Annotated in this window: 19 protein-coding genes and 1 tRNA gene; 12 read left to right on the top strand and 8 right to left on the bottom strand. The window is 64.8% G+C overall.

The genetic code is table 11. From position 1 onward, the window contains the following. Positions 1–49 precede the first annotated feature (49 nt). A complete protein-coding gene (locus BHD05_RS15225; RefSeq protein WP_161887180.1) occupies positions 50–298 on the bottom strand; it encodes a WhiB family transcriptional regulator in 249 nt (82 codons plus the stop codon). A 187-nt stretch (positions 299–485) separates the two neighbouring features. Here BHD05_RS15225 and BHD05_RS15220 point away from each other — a divergent pair, with 187 nt between their 5' ends. Continuing rightward, complete coding sequence (locus BHD05_RS15220; protein ID WP_236966574.1) at positions 486–914, top strand: hypothetical protein; 429 nt, start codon at positions 486–488, stop codon at positions 912–914. A gap of 127 nt (positions 915–1,041) precedes the next feature. Here BHD05_RS15220 and bcp read toward each other — a convergent pair whose 3' ends face one another. Further along, a complete protein-coding gene (gene bcp, locus BHD05_RS15215; RefSeq protein ID WP_236966573.1) occupies positions 1,042–1,521 on the bottom strand; it encodes a thioredoxin-dependent thiol peroxidase in 480 nt (159 codons plus the stop codon). 81 nt (positions 1,522–1,602) lie between these two features. Here bcp and BHD05_RS15210 point away from each other — a divergent pair. Together BHD05_RS15210 and BHD05_RS15205 are read left to right on the top strand one after the other, a co-directional pair. Then, positions 1,603–1,675 (top strand) — tRNA-Lys (locus tag BHD05_RS15210). Positions 1,676–2,055: 380 nt separating this feature from the next. Beyond that, entirely contained in the window at positions 2,056–5,502 is a 3,447-nt protein-coding gene (locus tag BHD05_RS15205; protein ID WP_161887178.1) for a tetratricopeptide repeat protein, read from the top strand. A gap of 136 nt (positions 5,503–5,638) precedes the next feature. Here BHD05_RS15205 and BHD05_RS15200 read toward each other — a convergent pair whose 3' ends face one another. The 3 genes from BHD05_RS15200 to BHD05_RS15190 form a co-directional block, all read right to left on the bottom strand. Continuing rightward, positions 5,639–6,181 carry a hypothetical protein gene (locus BHD05_RS15200; RefSeq protein ID WP_161887177.1) on the bottom strand — a complete coding sequence of 181 codons (543 nt, stop codon included), beginning with the start codon at positions 6,179–6,181 and terminating at the stop codon, positions 5,639–5,641. A gap of 145 nt (positions 6,182–6,326) precedes the next feature. Continuing rightward, the gene (locus tag BHD05_RS15195) at positions 6,327–6,644 is read right to left on the bottom strand and encodes a helix-turn-helix domain-containing protein (RefSeq protein WP_161887176.1); all 318 of its coding nucleotides are present in this window, start codon (positions 6,642–6,644) and stop codon (positions 6,327–6,329) included. Positions 6,645–7,022: 378 nt separating this feature from the next. Next, positions 7,023–7,238 carry an excisionase family DNA-binding protein gene (locus BHD05_RS15190; RefSeq protein ID WP_161887175.1) on the bottom strand — a complete coding sequence of 72 codons (216 nt, stop codon included), beginning with the start codon at positions 7,236–7,238 and terminating at the stop codon, positions 7,023–7,025. Between the two features lie 232 nt (positions 7,239–7,470). Here BHD05_RS15190 and BHD05_RS15185 point away from each other — a divergent pair, with 232 nt between their 5' ends. Further along, positions 7,471–8,658, top strand: a complete 1,188-nt coding sequence (locus BHD05_RS15185; protein ID WP_161885160.1) for an integrase catalytic domain-containing protein — start codon at positions 7,471–7,473, stop codon at positions 8,656–8,658. Between the two features lie 532 nt (positions 8,659–9,190). On the opposite strand, the gene BHD05_RS15180 is transcribed toward BHD05_RS15185, so the two are convergent. Together BHD05_RS15180 and BHD05_RS15175 are read right to left on the bottom strand one after the other, a co-directional pair. Then, positions 9,191–10,393, bottom strand: a complete 1,203-nt coding sequence (locus BHD05_RS15180; RefSeq protein WP_161887174.1) for a tyrosine-type recombinase/integrase — start codon at positions 10,391–10,393, stop codon at positions 9,191–9,193. A 336-nt stretch (positions 10,394–10,729) separates the two neighbouring features. Further along, positions 10,730–12,262 carry an amino acid permease gene (locus BHD05_RS15175; RefSeq protein ID WP_161887173.1) on the bottom strand — a complete coding sequence of 511 codons (1,533 nt, stop codon included), beginning with the start codon at positions 12,260–12,262 and terminating at the stop codon, positions 10,730–10,732. 227 nt (positions 12,263–12,489) lie between these two features. Here BHD05_RS15175 and BHD05_RS15170 point away from each other — a divergent pair, with 227 nt between their 5' ends. From BHD05_RS15170 to BHD05_RS15140, 7 genes are all read left to right on the top strand, one after another. Beyond that, positions 12,490–13,857: a glutamine synthetase family protein gene (locus BHD05_RS15170; RefSeq protein WP_161887172.1), complete on the top strand. Its 1,368-nt coding sequence runs from the start codon at positions 12,490–12,492 to the stop codon at positions 13,855–13,857. Between the two features lie 10 nt (positions 13,858–13,867). Then, positions 13,868–14,647, top strand: coding sequence for a gamma-glutamyl-gamma-aminobutyrate hydrolase family protein (locus tag BHD05_RS15165; RefSeq protein ID WP_257792095.1), 780 nt, complete (start codon positions 13,868–13,870; stop codon positions 14,645–14,647). Beyond that, a complete protein-coding gene (locus BHD05_RS15160) occupies positions 14,644–16,008 on the top strand; it encodes an aldehyde dehydrogenase family protein (RefSeq protein WP_161887170.1) in 1,365 nt (454 codons plus the stop codon). The genes BHD05_RS15165 and BHD05_RS15160 overlap by 4 nt, the downstream gene beginning before the upstream one ends. 13 nt (positions 16,009–16,021) lie before the next feature. After that, complete coding sequence (locus tag BHD05_RS15155; protein ID WP_161887169.1) at positions 16,022–16,810, top strand: 3-oxoacyl-ACP reductase; 789 nt, start codon at positions 16,022–16,024, stop codon at positions 16,808–16,810. A gap of 2 nt (positions 16,811–16,812) precedes the next feature. Next, on the top strand, positions 16,813–17,574 hold the full coding sequence (locus BHD05_RS15150; protein ID WP_161887168.1) for a FadR/GntR family transcriptional regulator: 762 nt from the start codon (positions 16,813–16,815) through the stop codon (positions 17,572–17,574). Positions 17,575–17,629: 55 nt separating this feature from the next. Further along, positions 17,630–18,850, top strand: a complete 1,221-nt coding sequence (locus BHD05_RS15145) for a mechanosensitive ion channel family protein (protein ID WP_161887167.1) — start codon at positions 17,630–17,632, stop codon at positions 18,848–18,850. An 87-nt stretch (positions 18,851–18,937) separates the two neighbouring features. Then, positions 18,938–19,564 carry a hypothetical protein gene (locus BHD05_RS15140; RefSeq protein WP_161887166.1) on the top strand — a complete coding sequence of 209 codons (627 nt, stop codon included), beginning with the start codon at positions 18,938–18,940 and terminating at the stop codon, positions 19,562–19,564. A 3-nt stretch (positions 19,565–19,567) separates the two neighbouring features. Here the strand turns inward: BHD05_RS15140 and BHD05_RS15815 are convergent, their stop codons facing one another. After that, the gene (locus BHD05_RS15815) at positions 19,568–19,744 is read right to left on the bottom strand and encodes a hypothetical protein (RefSeq protein WP_202614240.1); all 177 of its coding nucleotides are present in this window, start codon (positions 19,742–19,744) and stop codon (positions 19,568–19,570) included. 113 nt (positions 19,745–19,857) lie between these two features. Here BHD05_RS15815 and BHD05_RS15135 point away from each other — a divergent pair, with 113 nt between their 5' ends. After that, entirely contained in the window at positions 19,858–20,421 is a 564-nt protein-coding gene (locus BHD05_RS15135) for a TetR/AcrR family transcriptional regulator (protein ID WP_161887165.1), read from the top strand. Positions 20,422–20,428: the final 7 nt, after the last annotated feature.

The raw sequence follows: 20,428 nt of genomic DNA, 5'->3' as shown, positions 1-20,428 counted from the left end.
GCCGGATCGGAACGTCGACTACTGGCCGACGAGGAGTTCGAGGTGCGAGCTAGGAGGCGCGGCGCGCGCGCGCGGCACGACGCTTGAGGGCGCGGCGCTCGTCTTCGCTGAGGCCGCCCCAGACGCCAGAATCCTGACTCGTCTCGAGCGCGTACTGAAGGCACTGTTCGGAGACGCTGCAACGGCCGCAGACCGTCTTCGCCTTCTCGATCTGGTCGACCGCCGGACCGGTGTTTCCGACCGGGAAGAAGAGCTCGGGGTCTGCGGTGAGGCAGGCTGCGTTATCGCGCCAATCCATGGGGTGCTCCTTTTGATTCGTTGCTACGTGTGGTCGAGAGACCAAGAGATTTCGACGATGTACAGCCGATGAACGGCGGGGAAACATCGAGGAGGTTGGGCTCACGACCTTGTAAGCTTCAAAATCAACCTCACATAGACTCTCATACTGACAATCGCAAATCAATAGTTTTGTATTGGAAGACACTGTGAGCGGACCCTCCCCAGACGCCCGCGACACGGGGCGCGATCCTCTGCGATCGGCCCCGCTCAAGGTGCTCGTCGGCCTCCTTCTGGCCGAGGCGATCGGGCTCGCGTCTCTCACGGCGTTCCTGCTGTACGAGATCTTCACCGAGGTTCCCGACTCCTATGCCGCGGCAATCGGCATCACCGTTCTCGCCGCGATCGCGACGCTGTGGCTCTCGATCATCGCGATCAACACACTGCGTGGTTTCGCCTGGGTGCGCGGTGCCATCGTCACCATGCAGGTGCTGCAGATTGCCGTGGCGATCGGAAGTTTCCAGGGCCTGTTCGCGCGCACTGACATCGGCTGGCTGCTGCTGGTTCCCGCGGTGGCGGTGCTCGCCCTCCTGTTCAGCCGACCGGTGATTTCGGCGACGGCGAGGCGCGGAGACTAGGGCAGGCCCTGCCCATCACACGTAACGCAGGACTCTCCGCGGACTCGCCGCGTTTCGGGGCCGCGCGAGTCGGCGAGTCGCCGTTTCTCCTGCCGAAGGGTCACGGCGCCGCGCGGCTCGGTCTCGACTAGAGCAGGCCGAGCTTCTTGCGCAGCGAGGCGACGTGGCCGGTTGCCTTCACGTTGTACAGCGGCAGCTCGATGGTGCCCTGCTCGTCGATCACGAAAGTCGAGCGGAGCACCCCGGTGACCGTCTTGCCGTAGAGCGACTTTTCGCCGTAGGCGCCGTAGGCCCGGTGCACCTCGAGGCCGGGGTCGCTCAGCAACGGAAAGTTGAGGTTCTGCTCCGTGCGGAACTTCTGCAATGCCTCCGGGGTGTCCTTCGACACCCCGAGCACCTGGTAGCCGGCCGACTTCAGTGAGTTGAGGTTGTCGCGGAAGTCGCACGCCTCGGTCGTGCAGCCGGGGGTGGATGCGGCCGGGTAGAAGTAGATGATGACCTTCTGTCCGGCGTGATCGGCGAGTGCCACCGCGTTGCCGTCGGAATCGTCGAGCGTGAATGCCGGGGCGGCGGTGCCTGCGGGAAGGCGTGCAGAGGTGTCGGTCATGGTGTCTCCAACGCGAGTCTTGGGGCGGTTGAGACTCATGCTAACCTTGATCCTCGGCTGCAGAATTCACGCTGGCCACGCGCATCCCTAGCTCAATTGGCAGAGCAACTGACTCTTAATCAGTGGGTTCTGGGTTCAAGTCCCAGGGGGTGCACAGCTAAAGCCCTGATCAGCTGGATAACTGATCAGGGCGTTTCCTCTGCCAAGAACTCGGGCATTCTGGGGGCAATCTACGACCTCGCCGCATCGGCAGAACGCCGCGCATTTTGTCGTCGTGTGTCGGCCACGCTGGTCTTCGGGCCAAAGCGCCTGATCGTCACTCACATCGACGCGTGCAACGCAGGAACGCCGTCGACACGGCATAGTGAAGTCATGTCAAATCTAGCCGCCGGTCCAGTCAAGTGGCTCGCAGTGAAAGTGTGGGACTTACTGACTCTCGATGTGCGCCGAAGCATCGGAGTGGAGCGTGACGCTCGGCGTGAAGGAATCCACGTCCGCCGGAAGGCCGTTCGGCGTTTTCTTCAGCGTCCAGACATGCAGGCTCGCATTCGTGATGCTGCGCAGCGCGAAAGCCTCTTGGTTGATATCGCGACAGGTTTGAGCCTGAGTGATCCGGTACTCGCACAGCGTGTGCTTGGGATTCTGCAAACGAGATCGGCCCTCACCGGTTCTCCGCAAAACGCGGCTCTCATCGGAAGTACCCAAATACACGCAGCTATTGCGGGCATGGCCACTGGTATGACTGCTGACGAACGCGACGGTCTGCTTTGGAGCGGTCGCCTAGATGGATTGCATCCGCTTCGTCAGCCCCACGCATCGCGAGCGCGGCTTTCCTGGCCTCGAACGGCACGGCTGCTCGGAATGATCGTTAACGCGCCCGACAGAAAGGCGCTGCTGCGAGATTGGATCGCGCAAGAGCCTCAAGTAATGGCCGAGGCCACCGCCGAGGTAGATGTGTTTCTGGGCGAGCTTGCGAATGATCTCGGTGTCACAGACGCCGCGATCCATTTCATAGATCGCGCACTTGAGCGCGGAATCTCTCCGCGTGGCTATTGGAAAGTCCGACTGCTTGCGATGCGTGGGGCTGACGACGCGGATGAAATTGTCGCGTATCTGGACGACGTAGTGGAGCATCCTCTTGCGGCGGCTCAAGTCGCTCACCTGAAAGTGGGCGCGTCGGCAGCGTTCGCCGTACTTGAGTCTTGGACGCCTGATGATCCGGGTGAGCGTGCATTTCGACTAGTGCAACTCGCATCGCATTCCTTCAGCAATCAAGACTGGGATAACGCGATTAAGTTTGGTCGTGAGGCGCACGTCGAATTCCGGTCCGCATCTGGCGGGATCATCGCGGCAAGAGCATTAACCGCGCGTCAACTTTCGGGGCGGTCCAATATGCGCACCGACGATTTGTCGGATGCCCTAACTTTGGCCCTAGAGTCGCGCGACGATCTACGATCCTGGCGGTACGACTCAAGCGCGGCAGTGGCGGTGGCGGCGACCATCGCCGAGGCTCTCGACGACTCGCAACTGGCGATTCGACTTTCACTTGCATCTCCAGACGGCGACGCAACTCCTGAGGAATCTCGCTCGCCCGCAGTGAGAATCAACGCGGCGATTTTCTTGGCTAAGAACGGTTCGAACTCGATGGCCGAAGAACTCCTATTAGCCGATGACCTTACTGAGTCCGAACGGCATCAGCTTCGTGCACAACTTGCATTCGGACGCGGGGATGAGGCCGCCGCGCTTTCGGAGTTGGTGAGGGCCGTCGACACAAATGACGACTGGGAGGTGAAAGGCCGCATCACGGCGCGTCTCGCCATGCACGGCCACAAGCACGACTTCGTGGAAATTCAGCGTGACTTGGGAAATACGGAGTTTTCCGACGATTTGACCTTCATGGCCGCTGTCTTTGCTAACGACGAGATTGCAATAGCAGACCTAAAAGCACGCGCTCACGCCGAACCGAAATGGGGGTCGATGCTGAGCCGGTGGTACCAGCGGCAAGGGGACGTAGGGGCGCAGATTTCGACCCTTGTCAGTGTTGCGAAGCGCACGGATGACGCTGACTTGTGGCTCAGCGCAGCCAAGCTCGAGGAACGTCGTCAGAACTTCTCGAAGACTGTGGAGTACGTCCGGGCCGCCTTATCTAGCGCGCCAAAAGCGTGGGGTGGCGAATGGAAAGCCTTCGTCTTGTTGGCAGAGAGTCAGTCCAATCTTGGCGATTGGGATGGCGCGACAAAATCGGCACAGAACTTGCTTCGCATCCGTCCTGACGATCCGGCGTCGGTGTGGGCGCTCATTGCCTGTCAACTGAACATCGGCAACTCCGCAGAAGCTCTATCTGCCTGGTCTACATTGCCTGGAAGCCGATTGCCCAAAACGCGCTCGGATGTTGTTTCGTGGATCAAGTTGTTGCAGGAGTTCAAGTCTGCTGTCGCCTCGCCCGAGGAGATTCGCGAGGTCTCGATCGCATGGGAGGCGGACGAACCGATCCGCGTTGCGCTCGTGGGATATCTGCTCCTGGGCTCTGACCGGACGCCAAAAGATCCGGCCATCGGTGTCAGTGGAGCGGACTCGGAAAACGCTGATACCGCGGCCGTCTCTTTCCCCGTAGCTGCATCTGATCCTGATCAGGAGGCTGCGGCCGAGGTCATTCACGCGTATTTTCGGGACTTTCCTCAGGGATCGATCATTCAGGTGTCTGTAGATATGGATGACATTATTGGTTCATTGTCGAGAGCAAGCGAGAGCTTTGGTCCGGCCGTGGACACTAAGGAATTCGACGCGAGTATTTGGTCAGGTCAGTTCCCTATTGGTGCTTATATAATCGCCCACCGGCACACCTACGCTGAAGTGATCATCGGTCATGCCTCTGGTGTGCGTTTCGCGGGCGGGAACATCGATGCTGATCTCGTTCACGTGGAATCGGCGTTCGCGTCCAGAGTAATTGTCGACACAACCGCGGCCTACAGCTTGGGCGTACTACCGCCCGCTGTGCGTGCTCTCGCTCTCTCGCGGTTCTCTCAGCTCATCGTTGCTACCGCGCAGGTTCGAGATGCCGGAGACGCGAAGCGCAGCCTGTCGGCGCTGGGGCTCCCTGGCGGGCTATCCGCCGGATATCGTGGGCCGGTATCTCAACGCTCCGTTGGAGCGAAGTCGCGAGCACAGGCGATTGTCGAAGCCGATCGGCTCGTGGCATTCATGTCAGCATTGACCCGTGATCATTTCTCTGGACCGCCTCAAATTGAGTTGTCCGAGGTGGACGGTGAGGTGACGGCGTGGCTAGCCGCTGGTGAGCTTTCTCTGGCCGGCGGCATCTTATGGTCCGACGACATTCGACTTAACGGGGTCATCGCTGAGAAGGGTGGTCGGACGATCACAACCCTCGCGGTGGTAGCACACCTGCTGAAAGACGGAACGATATCGGAGACGGATGCTGACCTAGCCGCCTCTGCATTGATAGCTGAGCGCTACGTCGAGATTCCGTTCGACAAGGCTATTTATGCCGCCGCCCTTACCGCTTACCCCGACCGGTACATCGACGTTGCCGCGGTTATCGAAAACTTGTCCGGCAGGATGGCGAACGACGTTATCGATTTCATGCTCGACGCAGCGGGTCGAATAGCTCTCGATCACGCGACCTTGGAGATGTGGCTGTCCGCATTGTTCAGGTGGCTAACGCGAGTTTCCCCTACGGAAGCGGCGCTAGGCCAAAACATACTTGCCGTCAGTCGCCGAATCGTCACAGGCGCTACTTGGCTCACGGCGGCTACTTTTCCGTCGGTGCATTCGGCCATTGTCGACGGGTTGTCTGGAAATGCCGTCGAGGAGATGCCGTTGGTTGCGGCAGTGCGAGAGGCACATTCCATGATTCGATTGCGTACCAACCCAACGAAAGCTGCGATGTGGGTATTCGATTTAGTTGCTGGACTTGAGCCTGCCGACCGGGTGCCATATCGGGCGTTCGTGATGGCTCCCTGACCAGCGCTGACCTCACGTCGACTCCAAAACCCGTACGCGATGGAAGCCGCTATACGTGAAGCGGGCAGCTAGCGGTGGGGGAGGGGTGCCTGGGGTGCCCCCGGCTGACAATACCGGGGGCACCGAGCCATAGCGGCTAGAGGCCGCGTGCCACCAGCGAGTACCGCCAGCCATAGAGGCCCGTCGACTCTTCCCGCTCAATATCGGCAAGCTGGTCGAGTGCGTCGGCAGCTCCGGGGTGGATAGAGCGATAGGCATTCACCACCTCGGGCCATCCCTTCTCCAGCCCGGCGAGCGTGATCGAGCGGGCGAGAATGTTGTCGCCGGTCAGCTCGGCACGTTCCAGTGCTTCCAAGGCGCTCGCCTGCCCATCGAGGCGGTTCGCGCGCTCGTCCGCGTCGCGCCGATTCAGTACCTCGGAGCTACTCGGAGCCACGATGTGTCCGAAAAGCTCCCGCGTCCGCGCCGCCTTGATCGCGTCACGCGCGAGGGTGCGCTGAGTCATCAAAGCGGCGAGCTGCGCGCGCGCACCAGCGGTCGCCTCCTCAACCCGGCGGCGCTTGGCTTCGATGTTCAAATCACCGTCGTTCAGGATGGTGTCCGCGATGAGCTGGTAGGCGTGATGCGCAGCGTCGGCGCGCTGGTCGATCCGGTCAATGTCGGAGGTGGATGTGGTCATTGGTTTTCCTTTCGGGATTTCTATGTGGGTTAAGTTGTGGTTTCAGTAAGGGATTGGGTGACTCTGTGGCACCACCCCGGTGTCTCTCTGTCACCACGGGTGGTGACTCCCTGTCACCACCCGTGGTGTCTCTCTGTCACCACCCCTATGGCGGGTGCTTAGGGTTATCCACAGGGGCAGAGTCGTCGCGATAGAGCGGCAGGCGGTAGTTGTTCGAGGTCGCGTCACCTGCCTTGTCGCGCCTGTGGCTCACCTCGACGAGGCCCACGCTGCTGAGCGCCGCCATGGACCGGATGACGGTGCGCCGAGACAGGCGTGTGTCGTCGGCGATGGTCCGGTAGGACGGCCACGCGCGCCCCTCCGAATCGTTGAACCGATCCGCAATCGTGAGCAGAACCGCAAGCTCGGGCGCGGACAGCTCGCCGCGCCACGACTTTGCCCAGCGGTAGGCGTCCATGCTCATGGAACTGCCCGCCATACGATCGACGCATTGCCGTAGTCCGACAGCGCCGTGGTGCCCGTGTCGGCGACCAGCCCGCGCGTGACCAACTCGGCGCGGGCAGTGCCAATCCGCTGCGGGGATCGGGGAGGGAATCCGCGATCGCGATAGGCGCGCACGAGCGCAGCATCGTGCATCGGAGTCGCGGAGAGGAGCTCTGCAATCGCGCCCTGAAGGTCGCTAAGCGCCCGCGGGGTGATAGGGGCTACGAGCCACGACGTCTCGGGGTCGCGGGCACGTACCCTCCCGCCGTAGGAGCCCTCGTACGAGTCGCCAGTATTATTGGGGTGCGAGGAGTTCCCCCGGCCAGCAGGCCGGGGGTGCTTCATTTCGGCCACGTGATTACTCGCCGGCCACGACGCGCAGGGCACGGGCAATGGTGTTGAGATCGACGCGGATAAGCCGCGGGCCAACGCGTACCGCAGCCGCCTCGCCGCGGGCGATCATCTGGCGCACAGTCCAGTCGTGGATCGCGAATGTTTCGGCGGCGGTCTGGATGCTAACCCAGCGGGGCTCAGGCTGTTCAGGAGGGGAAGGGGGATTGGTGCGAGCGCGCATTTGCAGACCCTTTCAAGGCCTGCGGCGCACCACCCCGCTGATTCCGCCCAACTAGGACAGGATCTGCTACAAACTCTAGCAGCCCCAGTACCCGCCCGTACTAGCCCGCGCGTTGACTCATAAGAAACCTCCGCGTAGCACCATTCGTTGCCTCATGCGAAAACCTCCGCTTCGGCGTGGTTGAAGGGTTGAGTGATGGATGTGGGTTACGCCCGTTTCTATGGAGCTGACGATGACGCAGCGGCAGGCTGTGACGAAGAAGAAAGCGCTCGCGTACCGGAGCGCCGACCGGGCCGGCAAGTCCCGGATACTGACCGAGCTGGTGGAGCTGACCGGGTGGCATCGCGACTACGCCCGGGCCGCGTTGCGGTCGGCGTTGACGCTCAAGGCAGTCAAGCCCAGGGCGGGGCGGGCGCCGACCTACGGTCCGGCGGTGACGGGGGCTCTGGTGAGGTGCTGGGCGGTGCTGCGGGCGCCGGCTGGGAAGCGCCTCGCGCCGATGCTGCCGGTGCTGGTGCCGTTGCTGCGCCGCGATAACGAGCTCGACCTCACCGATGCCGAGGCGGCCCTGCTGGTGCGGATGAGCGCGGCGACGATCGATCGGCGGCTCGCGCCGGAGCGGGCGAAGCTGCTCTCTCGCGGTCGGTCACATACCAAGCCCGGGACGCTGCTGAAGTCGCAGATCCCGATCCGAACCTGGGCCGACTGGGACGACGCGGTCCCGGGGTTCGTGGAGATCGATCTGGTCGGCCACGAGGGCGGGAACGCGTCGGGCGAGTTCTGTTTCACCCTGACGGTCACTGACATCGCGACCGGGTGGACGGTGAACCGGTCGGTCAAGAACAAGGCCGAGAAATGGGTGTTTGAGGCGCTCATGCACGTGCGCCGGGTGTTCCCCTTCCCGATCATCGGCATCGATTCGGACAACGGGTCCGAGTTCATCAACCACCACCTGTTCGACTACTGCGTGGCGAACAAGATCACCTTCACCAGGTCGCGGGCGAGTCACAGCAACGACGGCGCCCACGTCGAGCAGAAGAACTGGACCCACGTGCGCGAACTCGTCGGCTACCACCGCTACGACACCCCGGCAGAGCTGGCCCTGCTGAACGAGATCTGGGAACTCGACCGGGTGTTCACGAACTACCTCCTGCCGCAACAGAAGCTCGTGTTCAAGCAACGCACCGGCGCGAAAGTGACCAAACGGTACGACACCGCGACCACCCCGCACCAGCGCGCCATCGCCCGCGAAGACATGCGGAAGATGCCGATCATCAGAATGAACGCCGAGTTCAAACGAGTCCACCCCGCAGCCCAGTCCCGGAAGATCCTCGCGCTCACCGGACAGCTCGAAACCCTCGCGCTGGCGAAGAAACCCGCGGCCGTGAAACCGCCCGTTAATCAGACATTCAGCGGCTGAGATCCACGGAGGTTTTCAACTGAGGCAATGAATCAACCTTCCCGGAGGTATTGACATGAGGCAACAGGGCCCGCACCAACCCGCCGATGGTCCTCCGGCCCCACCGCGTCCAAGATCATCGCTCCCGGGTCGAGGTCCGCCGACACATGACGACACTGCACGGTAAGCCGAACGGCACCAAGACCGGGTGTCAGCTCGCTGAGCTGATCCCGAGGTCCCGCCAGCGAATCAAGATCGACGACCCGTGCGCGCCAGTGATTCTGTCCGTCTTCGGTGTTTGCCGAACGTCCCGAAGCTGAGGAGCGCGACTCGTTCACAGACTTGGGCAAGGTGTAACGGCGGAGGTACGCCACGTGAGAGTCGCCCAGCACGTAGACCTCGGCGAGGACGCACGACCCGGAGTCCCGGTGAGTGCACTTGTACCGAAAGTCTGGCGGCGTGCCCTCCGACTTGATTAGGTTGACCTCCGCATCCAGTACTCGCTGTTGGGCGTCCTGCTCGTTCTTCAAGTCCCCAAACCAGTCTCCGGTCATCAGACGCCCCTCCTAGCGCTGAGCGCCGTAAGGAGCGGGCGCGGGTTGGGTGAAGGCATTGGCAATCTGTCAGCCAACTCGAAATCGTGTTCTTCGGCGGCATGCAGATACATGAGCGTCGCCGCCGCGGTTCCATGACCAAGCGCCCGCTGAATCTGCGGCAGTCCATGGCCGAGCGCCGCAAGGGCGCTCCCGTAAAAATGGCGCAGATCATGCTCGCGGACTTGGCCGCGGATTCCTGCGGCATCTCGGGCGCGATTCCATGACTTGTTGAATTGCCGGTCGTGGAGAAACCCTTGGCCTCCAACGGGGCTGAACAGCAAGGCGTCAGGGAATGCTCCGACACGGTCGGCCAGGTGGGACTCTACATCGGCGGTTAGCCCTTTCGGCAGGGTCACAGTCCGAATGCCGTCAGCGGACTTAGGGGGGCCTACGTGCCAACCAGTGCCGGTCAGGTACTGGGCCGAGCGTTCGACGCTGACGGACGCCCTGCCGTTGAGCACGGACACGTCGCGGCGGCGAAGCGCGCGCCACTCGCCAAAGCGAAGTCCGCCGTAAGCAGCGAGGAGAACAGCCAACTTCATCTGCGGCTCGATCGTGTCGAGGATGACGCCCAACTCGACGAGTGTCGGCGGGCGATGGGGAATACCGGCGCGCGTACGAGTCAGATTGCTGTCAACTGGGTTCTTCGCAATGATCCCATCGACTACTGCCGTGTTCAGGATCGCGCGGAGGAGTCGTGCCTCTGCCCCGGCAAGAGTGCGTCCAGATTCCATTCGTTCGGCATGCCAGCGTCGTACCCGCGCGGGGGTAATCATCGTGATGCGGTCGGTCTGAAACTCTGCCAAGCCAGTGCGTAGCTGGCGCTGATACTCCGCACGCGTCTTGGGACGAAGCGGCTCACCCTTTCCTGACACCCGTTGGGCCAGCCACGCGGCGGCGTATACGCCGAACACCTCAGCGGTGACCACACGCGGCGACCTCCAATCTCCCCGCTGGATCGTCACACGCTGCGATGCAAGCCACGCGCGCGCGTCAGTGCGTGAATCGAAAGTGGTCGGTCCGCTGTATCGCTCGCCGTCGGGGCCCACATACGACGCCTGGAGTCGCCCGCTTGACCTGGTCCGGATGCTGCCCCAGTCCTCGCGGTTGTTGCGGTAGGCGCGCGTTGCGCTGCTCTCGCCATTTGGTGCATGAGACATTGCGCAGCCTTCCTCGATTGCCCGACATTCATGGGCAATCCGCAGACTCGCCTTGCCCTCACGTAACCATACACATCGCGCGCCTCGCTTGCCGCACAAAAATGACTTTGATCGGGACTTTGTGTTGCACGATGTCGCCTGACGTTGCCAGACGTAGGAACATAATTTCGCTAACCTACTGACTCTTAATCAGTGGGTTCTGGGTTCAAGTCCCAGGGGGTGCACAGCGAAGCCCCTCGATCCCACGATCGGAGGGGCTTTTTCGCGAGTACGCCAATAATCAGCGTGGATGGGCCGGTCACGGATGTGACCGGCCCATCGCAGCAGACGGTGCGGCTACCTCTTCTCGCCGAAGACGTCCTTCTCCATGGCGTCGTAGCCCTCGGCCTGCGGATCCCGGTGCACGCCGCCGCTCAGCGCGTACTCCTCCTCGGGCGAGAGCACGAGCTGGTGGCGTCCGTAGAGCGCGAAGCCCGCAAGGATGACCACGTACACGATGATGATCCCGATGATGGCCGGCTGGAACGCCTCGTTGAGCAGGAAGCCCAGGAAGATCAGCGCGGAGATCGCCGCGGCGGTCACCGCACCGGGTACGCCCCACGGGCTGACGTAGGGACGGGCGACATCCGGGAGCTTCCGCCGCAGGATCACGAACGAGACCATCTGCAGGAAGTACGCGAGCACGGCGCCCCAGACGGCGATGTTCAGGATGACCGCGCCGGCGACCGCGCTGACCGACGCGAGCAGTTCCAGCACGAGAAGCGCAACGAACCCGATCACCGCTCCGACGAGGAGCGCGACCCACGGAGTCTGCCGCTTGCCGGTGAGCGAGAAGAACTTCGGATAGTAGCCAGCGCGGGACAGCGAGTACATGTTGCGGCCGTAGGCGAACATGATGCCCTGGAGCGAGGCCAGCAGCCCGACAAGGGCGAACAGCGCGAGGGCCGCGGCCAGTTCGTCGCCGACGATCGCGCGGAACCCGTCGAGCAGCGGCTCGAGCGAGACGCCCGTCGCCTCGGCCCCGAGGATCCCGGTGTTCAGGACAAGGACGAGCAGCCCGGTCGCGATGAGCGTGGCGCGCGCCCAGAGGCCCGCCCTCGGGATGTCCCTGGACGGATTGTGGGACTCCTCGGCAGCAAGTGGGAGCGCCTCGATACCGAGGAAGAACCACATCGCGAAGGGGAGGGCGAAGAGGATCGGCACCACGCCATGCGGCAGGAAGGCGCTCTGGCCCTCGTCCGGCGGGATGTTGAAGAGGTTGTCGACGCTCCAGAGGCCCGAGAACGCCGCCATAGCGGAGAAGACGAGCAGGATGCCGATGGAGATGATCGAGACGATGATCGCGAACCTGAACGAGATCGCAGCCCCCGCAGCGTTGAGGGCAATGAAGACCGCATAGAGGATCAGCCACCAGATCCACATATTGCCCTCGAACGAGAAGCCGAGCAGCTCGCCCGTGATGAAGTCGGCGTATTGGGCCGAGAAGTAGACGATGACGGCGGTCGTCGCGACGTATTCGATCGTTTCTGCGAGTCCGGTGACCAGGCCGCCCCACGGCCCCATCGCCGATCGGGCGAAGGAGTAGGCGCCGCCGGTGTGCGGCATCGCCGCCGCCATCTCACCGATGCTGAAGATGAGGCCGTAATACATGACCACGAGGATCGCGAAGGCGATCACCATGCCGCCGAAACCGGCGAAGTCGATGCCGAAGTTCCAGCCGGAGAAGTCGCCCGAGATAACCGCAGCGACCGCGAGGCCCCACAGCCCCCAGACTCCGGCGGATCTCTTCAGCGAGCGTTTTTCGAAGTATCCGTCGGCGGCTGGCGTGTACGTGACGCCGGAAGTGGATCGCTTGCCTGAATCGGTCATGAGTCTTTTCTCCCGGAGGCGGTGCGGAACCGGTAGAGATCGCGGGTGGTCTCGCCCGCGAGTGGATCAGGTGTGATTGGAGCGTAGTGGTCTATTGGTACCCGCTGTCTACCTTTGGGCGTTAATATCTCGTGACGAATTACCTGAAGGCGTCGCGTGTGCTGTGGTGTAATGGTCGGACGTTGCCGCTCGGGCAACCTCGCGGGGCTCGACGAGGAGACAAGATCATGGCAGGCCGAACCGGAATGATCACCACAGACGAGCTGAACCCACTCATCGACGCGGGCGAGATCGACACCGTCATCGTCGCGTTCACCGACATGCAGGGCCGGCTCGTCGGCAAGCGCGTCGCCGCGCGATTTTTCAAGGACGAGATCTCATCGCACGGCGCCGAGTGCTGCAACTACCTGCTCGCCGTCGACGTCGAGATGAACACCGTCGACGGCTATCGCATCTCGTCATGGGAGAAGGGCTACGGCGACATGGCCATGATCCCCGACCTCGCAACCATGCGGCTTGTGCCCTGGCTGCCGGGTACCGCGCTCGTGATGGCCGACCTGACCTGGCTCGATGAGGCGCCCGTGCGGGTGTCACCGCGCGAGATTCTCAAGGCGCAGAGCGCGCGGCTCGCCGAACTCGGCCTCGTCGCCCAGATCGGCACCGAGCTCGAGTTCATCGTCTTCGACGACAGCTACCGCGATGCCTGGAAGAAGGGCTACGTCTCTCTGACCGCCTCGAGCGACTACAACATCGACTACGCGATCCTGGCCTCGACCCGCATGGAGCCGCTGCTGCGCGACATCCGGGTTGGGATGGAGGGCGCCGGCCTGTACTGCGAGGGCGTCAAGGGGGAGTGCAACCTCGGCCAGCAGGAGATCGCGTTCCGCTACGACGAGGCCCTGGTCACCTGCGACAACCACTCGATCTACAAGAACGGGGCGAAGGAGATCGCCGACCAGCACGGCAAGTCGATCACCTTCATGGCCAAGTACGACGCTCGGGAGGGCAACAGCTGCCACGTCCACATCAGCCTGCGCGGCACCGACGGCAGCGCGGTCTTCGCCGATGAGGATGCCGAATACGGGATGTCGAAGATGTTCCGGCACTTCATCGCCGGCCAGCTGGCGGCCATGCGCGAACTCACGCTGTTCTTCGCGCCCAACATCAACTCGTACAAACGGTTTGTCGAGGGCTCCTTCGCCCCCACGGCCGTCGCGTGGGGCCTCGACAACCGCACCTGCTCGCTTCGCGTCGTCGGGCGCGGGCACAGCATGCGCGTGGAGAACCGCGTGCCGGGCGGCGACGTCAACCAGTACCTCGCGGTGGCCGCCCTCATCGCAGGCGGCCTCCACGGCATCGAGAATGAGCTCGAACTCGAGCCGCTGCTCGAGGGCAACGCCTACGGCAGCGCGGCCCCCCGCGTGCCGGCGAACCTGCGCGAGGCGGCCGAACTCTTCGGCGGCTCGGCGATCGCCCGTGCGGCCTTCGGCGACGACGTCGTCGAGCACTACCTCAACAACGCGGCAATCGAGGTCGCCGCGTACGATGCCGCTGTCACCGATTGGGAGAGAGTCCGTGGCTTCGAACGACTGTGAGAAGGGAGAGGTGACTCCGACGTCGCAGGCTCCGTCGGCGCTGGGGTCGCGTGATCGCTGGCGCGATCACCCCAGCTCCACCGCGCCCGTCATCGGCATCACGACCTATCTGGAACCTGCCCGCATGGGCGTCTGGGACGTGCGCGCTGCCGTGCTCCCCGAGGTGTACCTCGATTCGGTCATCGCGGCCGGCGGCATCGCCGTGCTGCTGCCGCCGCAACCGGTGAGCGACGAGATCGTCGATCGGGTGCTCGACTCGCTCGATGGCCTCGTGCTGAGCGGGGGAGCCGATATCGACCCCGGCCTCTACGGCCAGGAGCCGCACGAGGCGACCGCGCCGCCCAGGGACGACCGGGATGCGTGGGAGCGGGCGCTCATCACGAGGGCGATCGCGCGTCGGATGCCATTCCTCGGCATCTGCCGGGGCGCCCAGATGCTCAACGTCGCGCTCGGCGGCACGCTGCACCAGCACCTGCCCGAGATCGTCGGCAGCACGAAGTACCAGCCGGCCCCCGCCCAGTTCGGGCCGGTCGACGTGGAGGTGACCGAGAACAGCCGCCTCGCCGAGGTGCTCGGCCAGACCGCGTCGAACCTCAATGTGCTCTGCTACCACCACCAGGGGATCGACCGGGTCGCCGACGGACTCACGGTCACGGCGGTCTCCGATGACGGCGTGATCGAAGCCGTGGAACTTGGGGCGGTGCCGTTCGGCATCGCCGTGCAGTGGCATCCGGAGCAGGATGCCGCCGACCGACGACTCTTCGAAGGACTGGTGAGGGCAGCGAGATGACCACCACAACACTTATCAACCCGGCCGACGAGACCGTGATCGGCACGATCGAGCACACAACGCTCGAGCAGGTCGACGAGGCGATCGCGCGGGCGACACTCGCCCAGGTCGGCTGGGCCGCACTCGCGCCCGCCGATCGCGCCGCCGCGCTGCGCCGGTTCGCGGCCGCCGTCGACGGCGCGATCGATAGCCTTGCGGCCCTCGAGGTGACGAACTCCGGGCATCCGATCGGGCAGGCGCGCTGGGAGGCCGGCCACGTGCGCGACGTGCTGAACTACTACGCCGCCGCCCCCGAGCGGATGCTCGGCCAGCAGATCCCCGTCGCCGGCGGCATCAACGTGACCTTCCTCGAGCCGATCGGGGTCGTCGGCATCATCGTGCCGTGGAACTTTCCGATGACGATTGCGAGCTGGGGGTTCGCACCCGCGCTCGCCGCAGGCAACGCCGTCGTGCTGAAGCCCGCGGAATGGACCCCGCTCACCGCGATCCGGCTCGGCGAGCTCGCACTCCAGGCGGGGCTGCCTGCCGGCCTGTTCCAGGTGCTGCCCGGCACGGGGTCGGTCGTCGGCGAGCGGTTCGTCACGCACCCCGGGGTCGGCAAGATCGTCTTCACCGGTTCGACCAAGGTCGGCAAGCACGTGATGGCCGGATGCTCGGAGCAGGTCAAGGCAGTCACGCTCGAGCTCGGTGGCAAGAGCGCCAACGTGGTGTTCGCCGACTCCGACCTCGAGAAGGCCGCAGCGACCGCCCCCTACTCCGTGTTCGAGAACGCCGGCCAGGACTGCTGCGCGCGCAGCCGGATCCTGGTGCAGCGGAGCGTGTTCGACCGGTTCCTCGAGCTGCTCGAGCCCGCGGTGAAGGCCGTGAAGGTGGGCCAGCCCGGCGACGCCGACACGGAGATGGGACCGCTCGTCTCACGCACCCACTTCGATTCGGTCGCGGCCTACGTTCCCGATGACGCGAGCGTCGCCTTCCGCGGCAGCGCGCCCGCCGGCCCCGGCTTCTGGTTCCCACCGACCGTTCTGCTGCCGGCATCCGACACCGACCGCACGGTCACCGACGAGATCTTCGGCCCCGTCGTCACGGTGCAGGCCTTCGACGACGAAGCCGACGCGATCAGGATGGCCAACGCGAGCCAGTACGGTCTCTCTGGCTCGGTCTGGACCCGCGATCTCGGCCGCGCCCTGCGCGTCTCGCGCGGTATCGCGGCCGGCAACCTCTCGGTCAACTCCAACTCCTCGGTGCGCTACTCGACCCCGTTCGGCGGGTTCAAGCAGAGCGGACTCGGGCGGGAGCTCGGGCCGGATGCCGCGGAGGCGTTCACCGAGACCAAGAACGTCTTCATCTCGACCGTCGATTGAACCAGGAGAAGCCATGACAGTCACACCTCTCGATCTCACCCAGCGCCTCGCCGGTCGGGTGGCGGTCATCACCGGCGGCGCGAGCGGAATCGGCCTCGCGACGGCGCGGCGCCTCGCGGCCGAGGGCGCGAAGGTCGTGATCGGCGACCTCGACGTCGCGACCGGCACCGCTGCGGCCAAGGAGGCCGGCGGTATCTTCGTGCAGGTCGACGTGACCGACGAGGCCCAGGTCGACAAGCTGTTCGCGGCGGCGGACGAGGAGTACGGATCGGTCGACATCGCCTTCAACAACGCCGGCATCTCACCGCCCGACGACGACTCGATCGAGACCACCGAGCTGCCGGCCTGGCAGAAGGTGCAGGACGTCAACCTCAAGTCGGTGTATCTGTGCTGCCGCGCGGCGCTGCGCTACATGGTGCCGCAGCGCAGCGGCTCGATCATCAACACCGCCTCCTTCGTCGCCGTGATGGGGTCGTCCACGAGCCAGATCTCGTACACCGCATCGAAGGGCGGGGTGCTCGCGATGAGCCGCGAACTCGGCGTGCAGTTTGCCAGGCAGGGCATCCGGGTGAACGCCCTGTGCCCCGGCCCCGTCGACACCCCGCTGCTGCGCGAGCTGTTCGCGAAGGATACCGAGCGCGCGCAACGGCGCCTCGTTCACATCCCCATTGGCCGGTTCGCCCGTGCCGACGAGCTCGCGGCCGCCGTGGCGTTCCTCGCGAGCGACGATTCCTCGTTCATGACCGCGACAACGTTCATGGTCGACGGCGGCATCAGTGCCGCCTACGTGACACCCTTGTAGACATGTCCGATCCCGGGGGAGAGCTGCATCCGACGGTCGCCGACGACGCGCTGTTCCGGCCGGTGCGGGCCGGCAATGCGTTCGAGGACACCGTCGCGCGTCTGCTGCAGGCGATCCGCCTCGGCATCGTCGCGCCCGGCGAGGCGCTGCCGCCCGAACGCGACCTGGCCGCCCGCTTCGCGGTGAGCCGCGACACCGTGCGCGAGGCGATCAGGTCGCTCGCCGACGCGGGCTTCGTGGTGTCGAAGCGGGGAAGGTACGGAGGCACCTTCGTGTGCGAGTCCCTGCCGCCGCGCGGGGTCGCGAACGCGGTCGAGGAGGCGGCGCCGCCGCACGAGGAGATCACGGCGGCCGAGATCGACGACGTGCTGGGCCTGCGCGAGATCCTCGAGACGGGCGGTGCGCGCGCATCCGCCGCCCGACCCCTGGCGGCGGCCGAGCGCGACATGCTGTGGACGCGTCTGCAGGAGACCGCCGCCTCGCCGGTGGGCGACGACTACCGGCGGCTGGACTCCCGGCTGCACCTCACCATCGCTGAGCTCGCCGGCTCGCCATCGCTCGTACCGCTCATCGCCGACAACCGCACGCGGGTGAACGACCTGCTCGACCGGATCCCGCTGCTCGAGCCCAACATCGCGCACTCCAACCAGCAGCACCAGGCGATCGTGATCGCGATCCTCACCGGCGACGCCGAGCTCGCTGAGAGCACTATGCGGGAGCACCTCGACGGGTCCGCGGCCCTGCTGCGCGGGTTCCTCGCCTGAGTCCCGGTTTAATGGTCGCGTGCCCATCGCACGATCCGACCGAAGAGGAACCGCCATGCCAGAACTGAGCCCGTTGCTCGAGGTGGCAGTCGCCGTCGTCGCCGCGGTTGCCGCAGCCATCGTCATCACCGCGGTTGCCGCGCTCGCCCTGCGGCTCGCCGGGCGGCGCAAGGCCTGGCCCAAGGTGCTCGTGGCGCGCGCGCGCATCCCGTTCCGCATCACCCTCACGGTCGCTCTCGTCTGGATCGCGGTCGAACTCACGCTGCCGGACGGAGACTGGCGGTTTGTGGTGACCCTCGGCTTCCGAGTCGCCTTCATCATTTCGGTGGCGTGGCTCATCGGCGCCGCCGCGATTTTCCTTGAGGACCTGGGCCTCGGCCGCTACCGGCTCGACGTGCCTGACAACCGCGTCGCCCGGCGGATGCAGACTCAGATGGCGCTTCTGCGCCGGCTCACGGTCGTGGTCGTGGTCATCCTCGCCCTCGGCGCGATCCTGCTGAGCTTCCCCGGCGTCGAAGCCCTCGGCGCGAGCATCCTCGCCTCGGCCGGACTCCTCAGCATCGTCGCGGGACTCGCGGCCCAGTCGAGCCTCGCCAACGTCTTCGCGGGGATCCAGCTCGCCTTCAGCGACGCGATCCGCATCGACGACGTCGTCGTGGTGGAGGAGGAGTGGGGACGGATCGAGGAGATCACCCTCACCTACATCGTCGTGCACCTATGGGACGACCGGCGCCTCGTGCTGCCGTCGACCTGGTTCACGACGAACCCCTTCCAGAACTGGACGAGGCGAACCTCCGAACTGCTCGGCGCCGTCGAGTTCGATCTCGACTGGACTGTCTCGCCCGACCGCATCCGGGAGGAGCTGACCCGCATCCTCGCCGGCACCGAACTGTGGGACGGCCGGGTGTCGGTGCTGCAGGTCACGGATGCCGTCGGCGGGTACGTGCGCGTGCGGATCCTCGTGACTGCCGTCGACGCCCCAACCCTGTTCGACCTGCGCTGCCTCGTGCGCGAGGAGATCGTGGCGTGGCTCACCCGCGAGAGCCCCGAGTCGGTGCCGCGCGACCGGGTGCAGCTCAGCCGGCCGGATGCCCCGGCGGATCGGCATCCGGTAACGGCACAGCCCGAGCCCACCAAACACACAGGGACGACCGCCCGTGGGGGCGGACTGTTCACCGGGGACGAGGACGCCAAGGCCCGGGCCGGCAACTTCACGGGTACTATCTCGCTCCCGGCGGAGGAGCCCGACGAGGGAAGTGACGGGCGCACGGCTTAGGGACTCAAATGCCCCCGCGCGGGTGCATCCCTCTCGCGGCACTCTTGGCACCCTCTGCCCAATAGGATGCGATGGGAAGGGGGGAGCATGGGCTTGGGGGTGCTACACCACGGCGAGGGGTCCCACGTCTTCCGGCCCAAGCAGAACCTCTGGTCGGCCGCCTGGGTCATCTGGTTCGCCATCACGATCCCGCTGTTCCTGACCCTCTACGTGCTCACCATGCACGACGGGCGCTGGGTGCCGTTTCTCGCCGCCCACATCGGGCTGTTGCTGTTGTTCGCTGCGGTGGGGCAACGGCTGAAGGGAGCTGGCGTCGCACTCGCCCCCGATGGCATCCGCGAGCGCGCCTATTTGGGCAGGGTAGTGTTCACGCCGGTCGACCTGGTGGCGTCCGTCATCGTGATCCAGGTGTTCGATTCGCTGAGCAACGAGATCTCGCACCAGCTGTTCATGCTTGACGCCGACGGGCGCACAGTGCTGCGGTTGCGGGGCCAGCTCTGGCACCGCGCCGACCTGACGCGCATCACGAGCTTCTACTCGGTACCGGTTCACGCGCCGAACGAGGTGCTGACCTGGCGCGAGGTGCGACGCGACCACGGCAGCAAGCTGTCCTGGTTCGAGCGTCACGCGCTGCTGACCCGCGCGCTGCTCGTGCTCGGGTTCCTCTCGATCGCGGTTCCCTCCTACGCCGGCATCATGGCCGCGATCAGGTGAGGGTCAGTCCTCGTTCGCCTCGTCGAGAACTGTTCCGATCGCGATCGCGAGCGACAGCGCCCAGCTGACCCACATGAGCGCCACGCGCCAGTCGCGCGGCCCCTGCCTGGTCATCTGCAGCGTGCTCCAGCCGCTGAACAGCGCGCTGATGACGCTGCTGCTGAAAATGAACTTGCGCACGGGACCTCCAGAGATCGTGAGAATTCAACGCTACCCCGTTCGATCCCTGCGAAAAAGCCGAGAAACTGACCGACCGGACAGTCCCTGACCGATCGGTCAGATAATCTCGGGGGATGTCCAGCGCCAGCGATCTGCGAGAAATCGCGCTCACCGAGTTTTCGACTGCCGGATACGCGGGAACATCAATCCACAGAATCGCGGATGCCGCGGGGTTGTCGAAATCGGCCGTGCTGTACCACTTCGGATCGAAGGAGATCCTGCTCGACGCCGCCATCCGGCCCGCGATCGACGAACTGGAGTCGATCCTCGCCGAGCTCGAGTCGACCCCGTTCACGACCCAGTTTCTCGGGGCGTTCCTCGACCGGTTCGTGGATTTCCTGTTCGCACACCGCCTCGAGGTGAACATGTTCATCAACCAGGGCCCGTCGCTCGTCGATGTTCCGGTCGTCGACAGAGCCAACGACCTCGTGCGCCGGCTGGCGACCCACGTCACCTCCACCACGGCATCCGTCGAGGAGGAGATGCGCTTTGCGATCTCGCTCGGCGGCGCGGCCTACATGCTCTGCACCGAGCAGTCGCTCGGACTTGAGGCCGCCCCGATCGGCGAGGCCAAGACTGCGCTGATCACCATCCTGACCGAACTGTTGGCGCCAATCGGCGTGCGCCAGGGCGACTGAGAAACGG

This window comes from Marisediminicola antarctica, from assembly GCF_009930795.1.
Lineage (GTDB): Bacteria > Actinomycetota > Actinomycetes > Actinomycetales > Microbacteriaceae > Marisediminicola > Marisediminicola antarctica.
The sequence above is the reverse complement of the archived record's forward strand: the minus strand, read 5'-3'. Positions and strand labels throughout refer to the sequence as shown.

What these genes read in the sequence shown, in the direction of transcription:
- BHD05_RS15225 (WP_161887180.1), bottom strand. Translation starts at nt 298, where the DNA reads ATGGATTGGCGCGATAACGCAGCCTGCCTCACCGCAGACCCCGAGCTC.
- bcp (WP_236966573.1), bottom strand. Translation starts at nt 1,521, where the DNA reads ATGACCGACACCTCTGCACGCCTTCCCGCAGGCACCGCCGCCCCGGCA.
- BHD05_RS15205 (WP_161887178.1), top strand. Translation starts at nt 2,056, where the DNA reads ATGCAGGCTCGCATTCGTGATGCTGCGCAGCGCGAAAGCCTCTTGGTT.
- BHD05_RS15200 (WP_161887177.1), bottom strand. Translation starts at nt 6,181, where the DNA reads ATGACCACATCCACCTCCGACATTGACCGGATCGACCAGCGCGCCGAC.
- BHD05_RS15195 (WP_161887176.1), bottom strand. Translation starts at nt 6,644, where the DNA reads ATGAGCATGGACGCCTACCGCTGGGCAAAGTCGTGGCGCGGCGAGCTG.
- BHD05_RS15190 (WP_161887175.1), bottom strand. Translation starts at nt 7,238, where the DNA reads ATGCGCGCTCGCACCAATCCCCCTTCCCCTCCTGAACAGCCTGAGCCC.
- BHD05_RS15185 (WP_161885160.1), top strand. Translation starts at nt 7,471, where the DNA reads ATGACGCAGCGGCAGGCTGTGACGAAGAAGAAAGCGCTCGCGTACCGG.
- BHD05_RS15180 (WP_161887174.1), bottom strand. Translation starts at nt 10,393, where the DNA reads ATGTCTCATGCACCAAATGGCGAGAGCAGCGCAACGCGCGCCTACCGC.
- BHD05_RS15175 (WP_161887173.1), bottom strand. Translation starts at nt 12,262, where the DNA reads ATGACCGATTCAGGCAAGCGATCCACTTCCGGCGTCACGTACACGCCA.
- BHD05_RS15170 (WP_161887172.1), top strand. Translation starts at nt 12,490, where the DNA reads ATGGCAGGCCGAACCGGAATGATCACCACAGACGAGCTGAACCCACTC.
- BHD05_RS15160 (WP_161887170.1), top strand. Translation starts at nt 14,644, where the DNA reads ATGACCACCACAACACTTATCAACCCGGCCGACGAGACCGTGATCGGC.
- BHD05_RS15155 (WP_161887169.1), top strand. Translation starts at nt 16,022, where the DNA reads ATGACAGTCACACCTCTCGATCTCACCCAGCGCCTCGCCGGTCGGGTG.
- BHD05_RS15150 (WP_161887168.1), top strand. Translation starts at nt 16,813, where the DNA reads ATGTCCGATCCCGGGGGAGAGCTGCATCCGACGGTCGCCGACGACGCG.
- BHD05_RS15145 (WP_161887167.1), top strand. Translation starts at nt 17,630, where the DNA reads ATGCCAGAACTGAGCCCGTTGCTCGAGGTGGCAGTCGCCGTCGTCGCC.
- BHD05_RS15140 (WP_161887166.1), top strand. Translation starts at nt 18,938, where the DNA reads ATGGGCTTGGGGGTGCTACACCACGGCGAGGGGTCCCACGTCTTCCGG.
- BHD05_RS15135 (WP_161887165.1), top strand. Translation starts at nt 19,858, where the DNA reads ATGTCCAGCGCCAGCGATCTGCGAGAAATCGCGCTCACCGAGTTTTCG.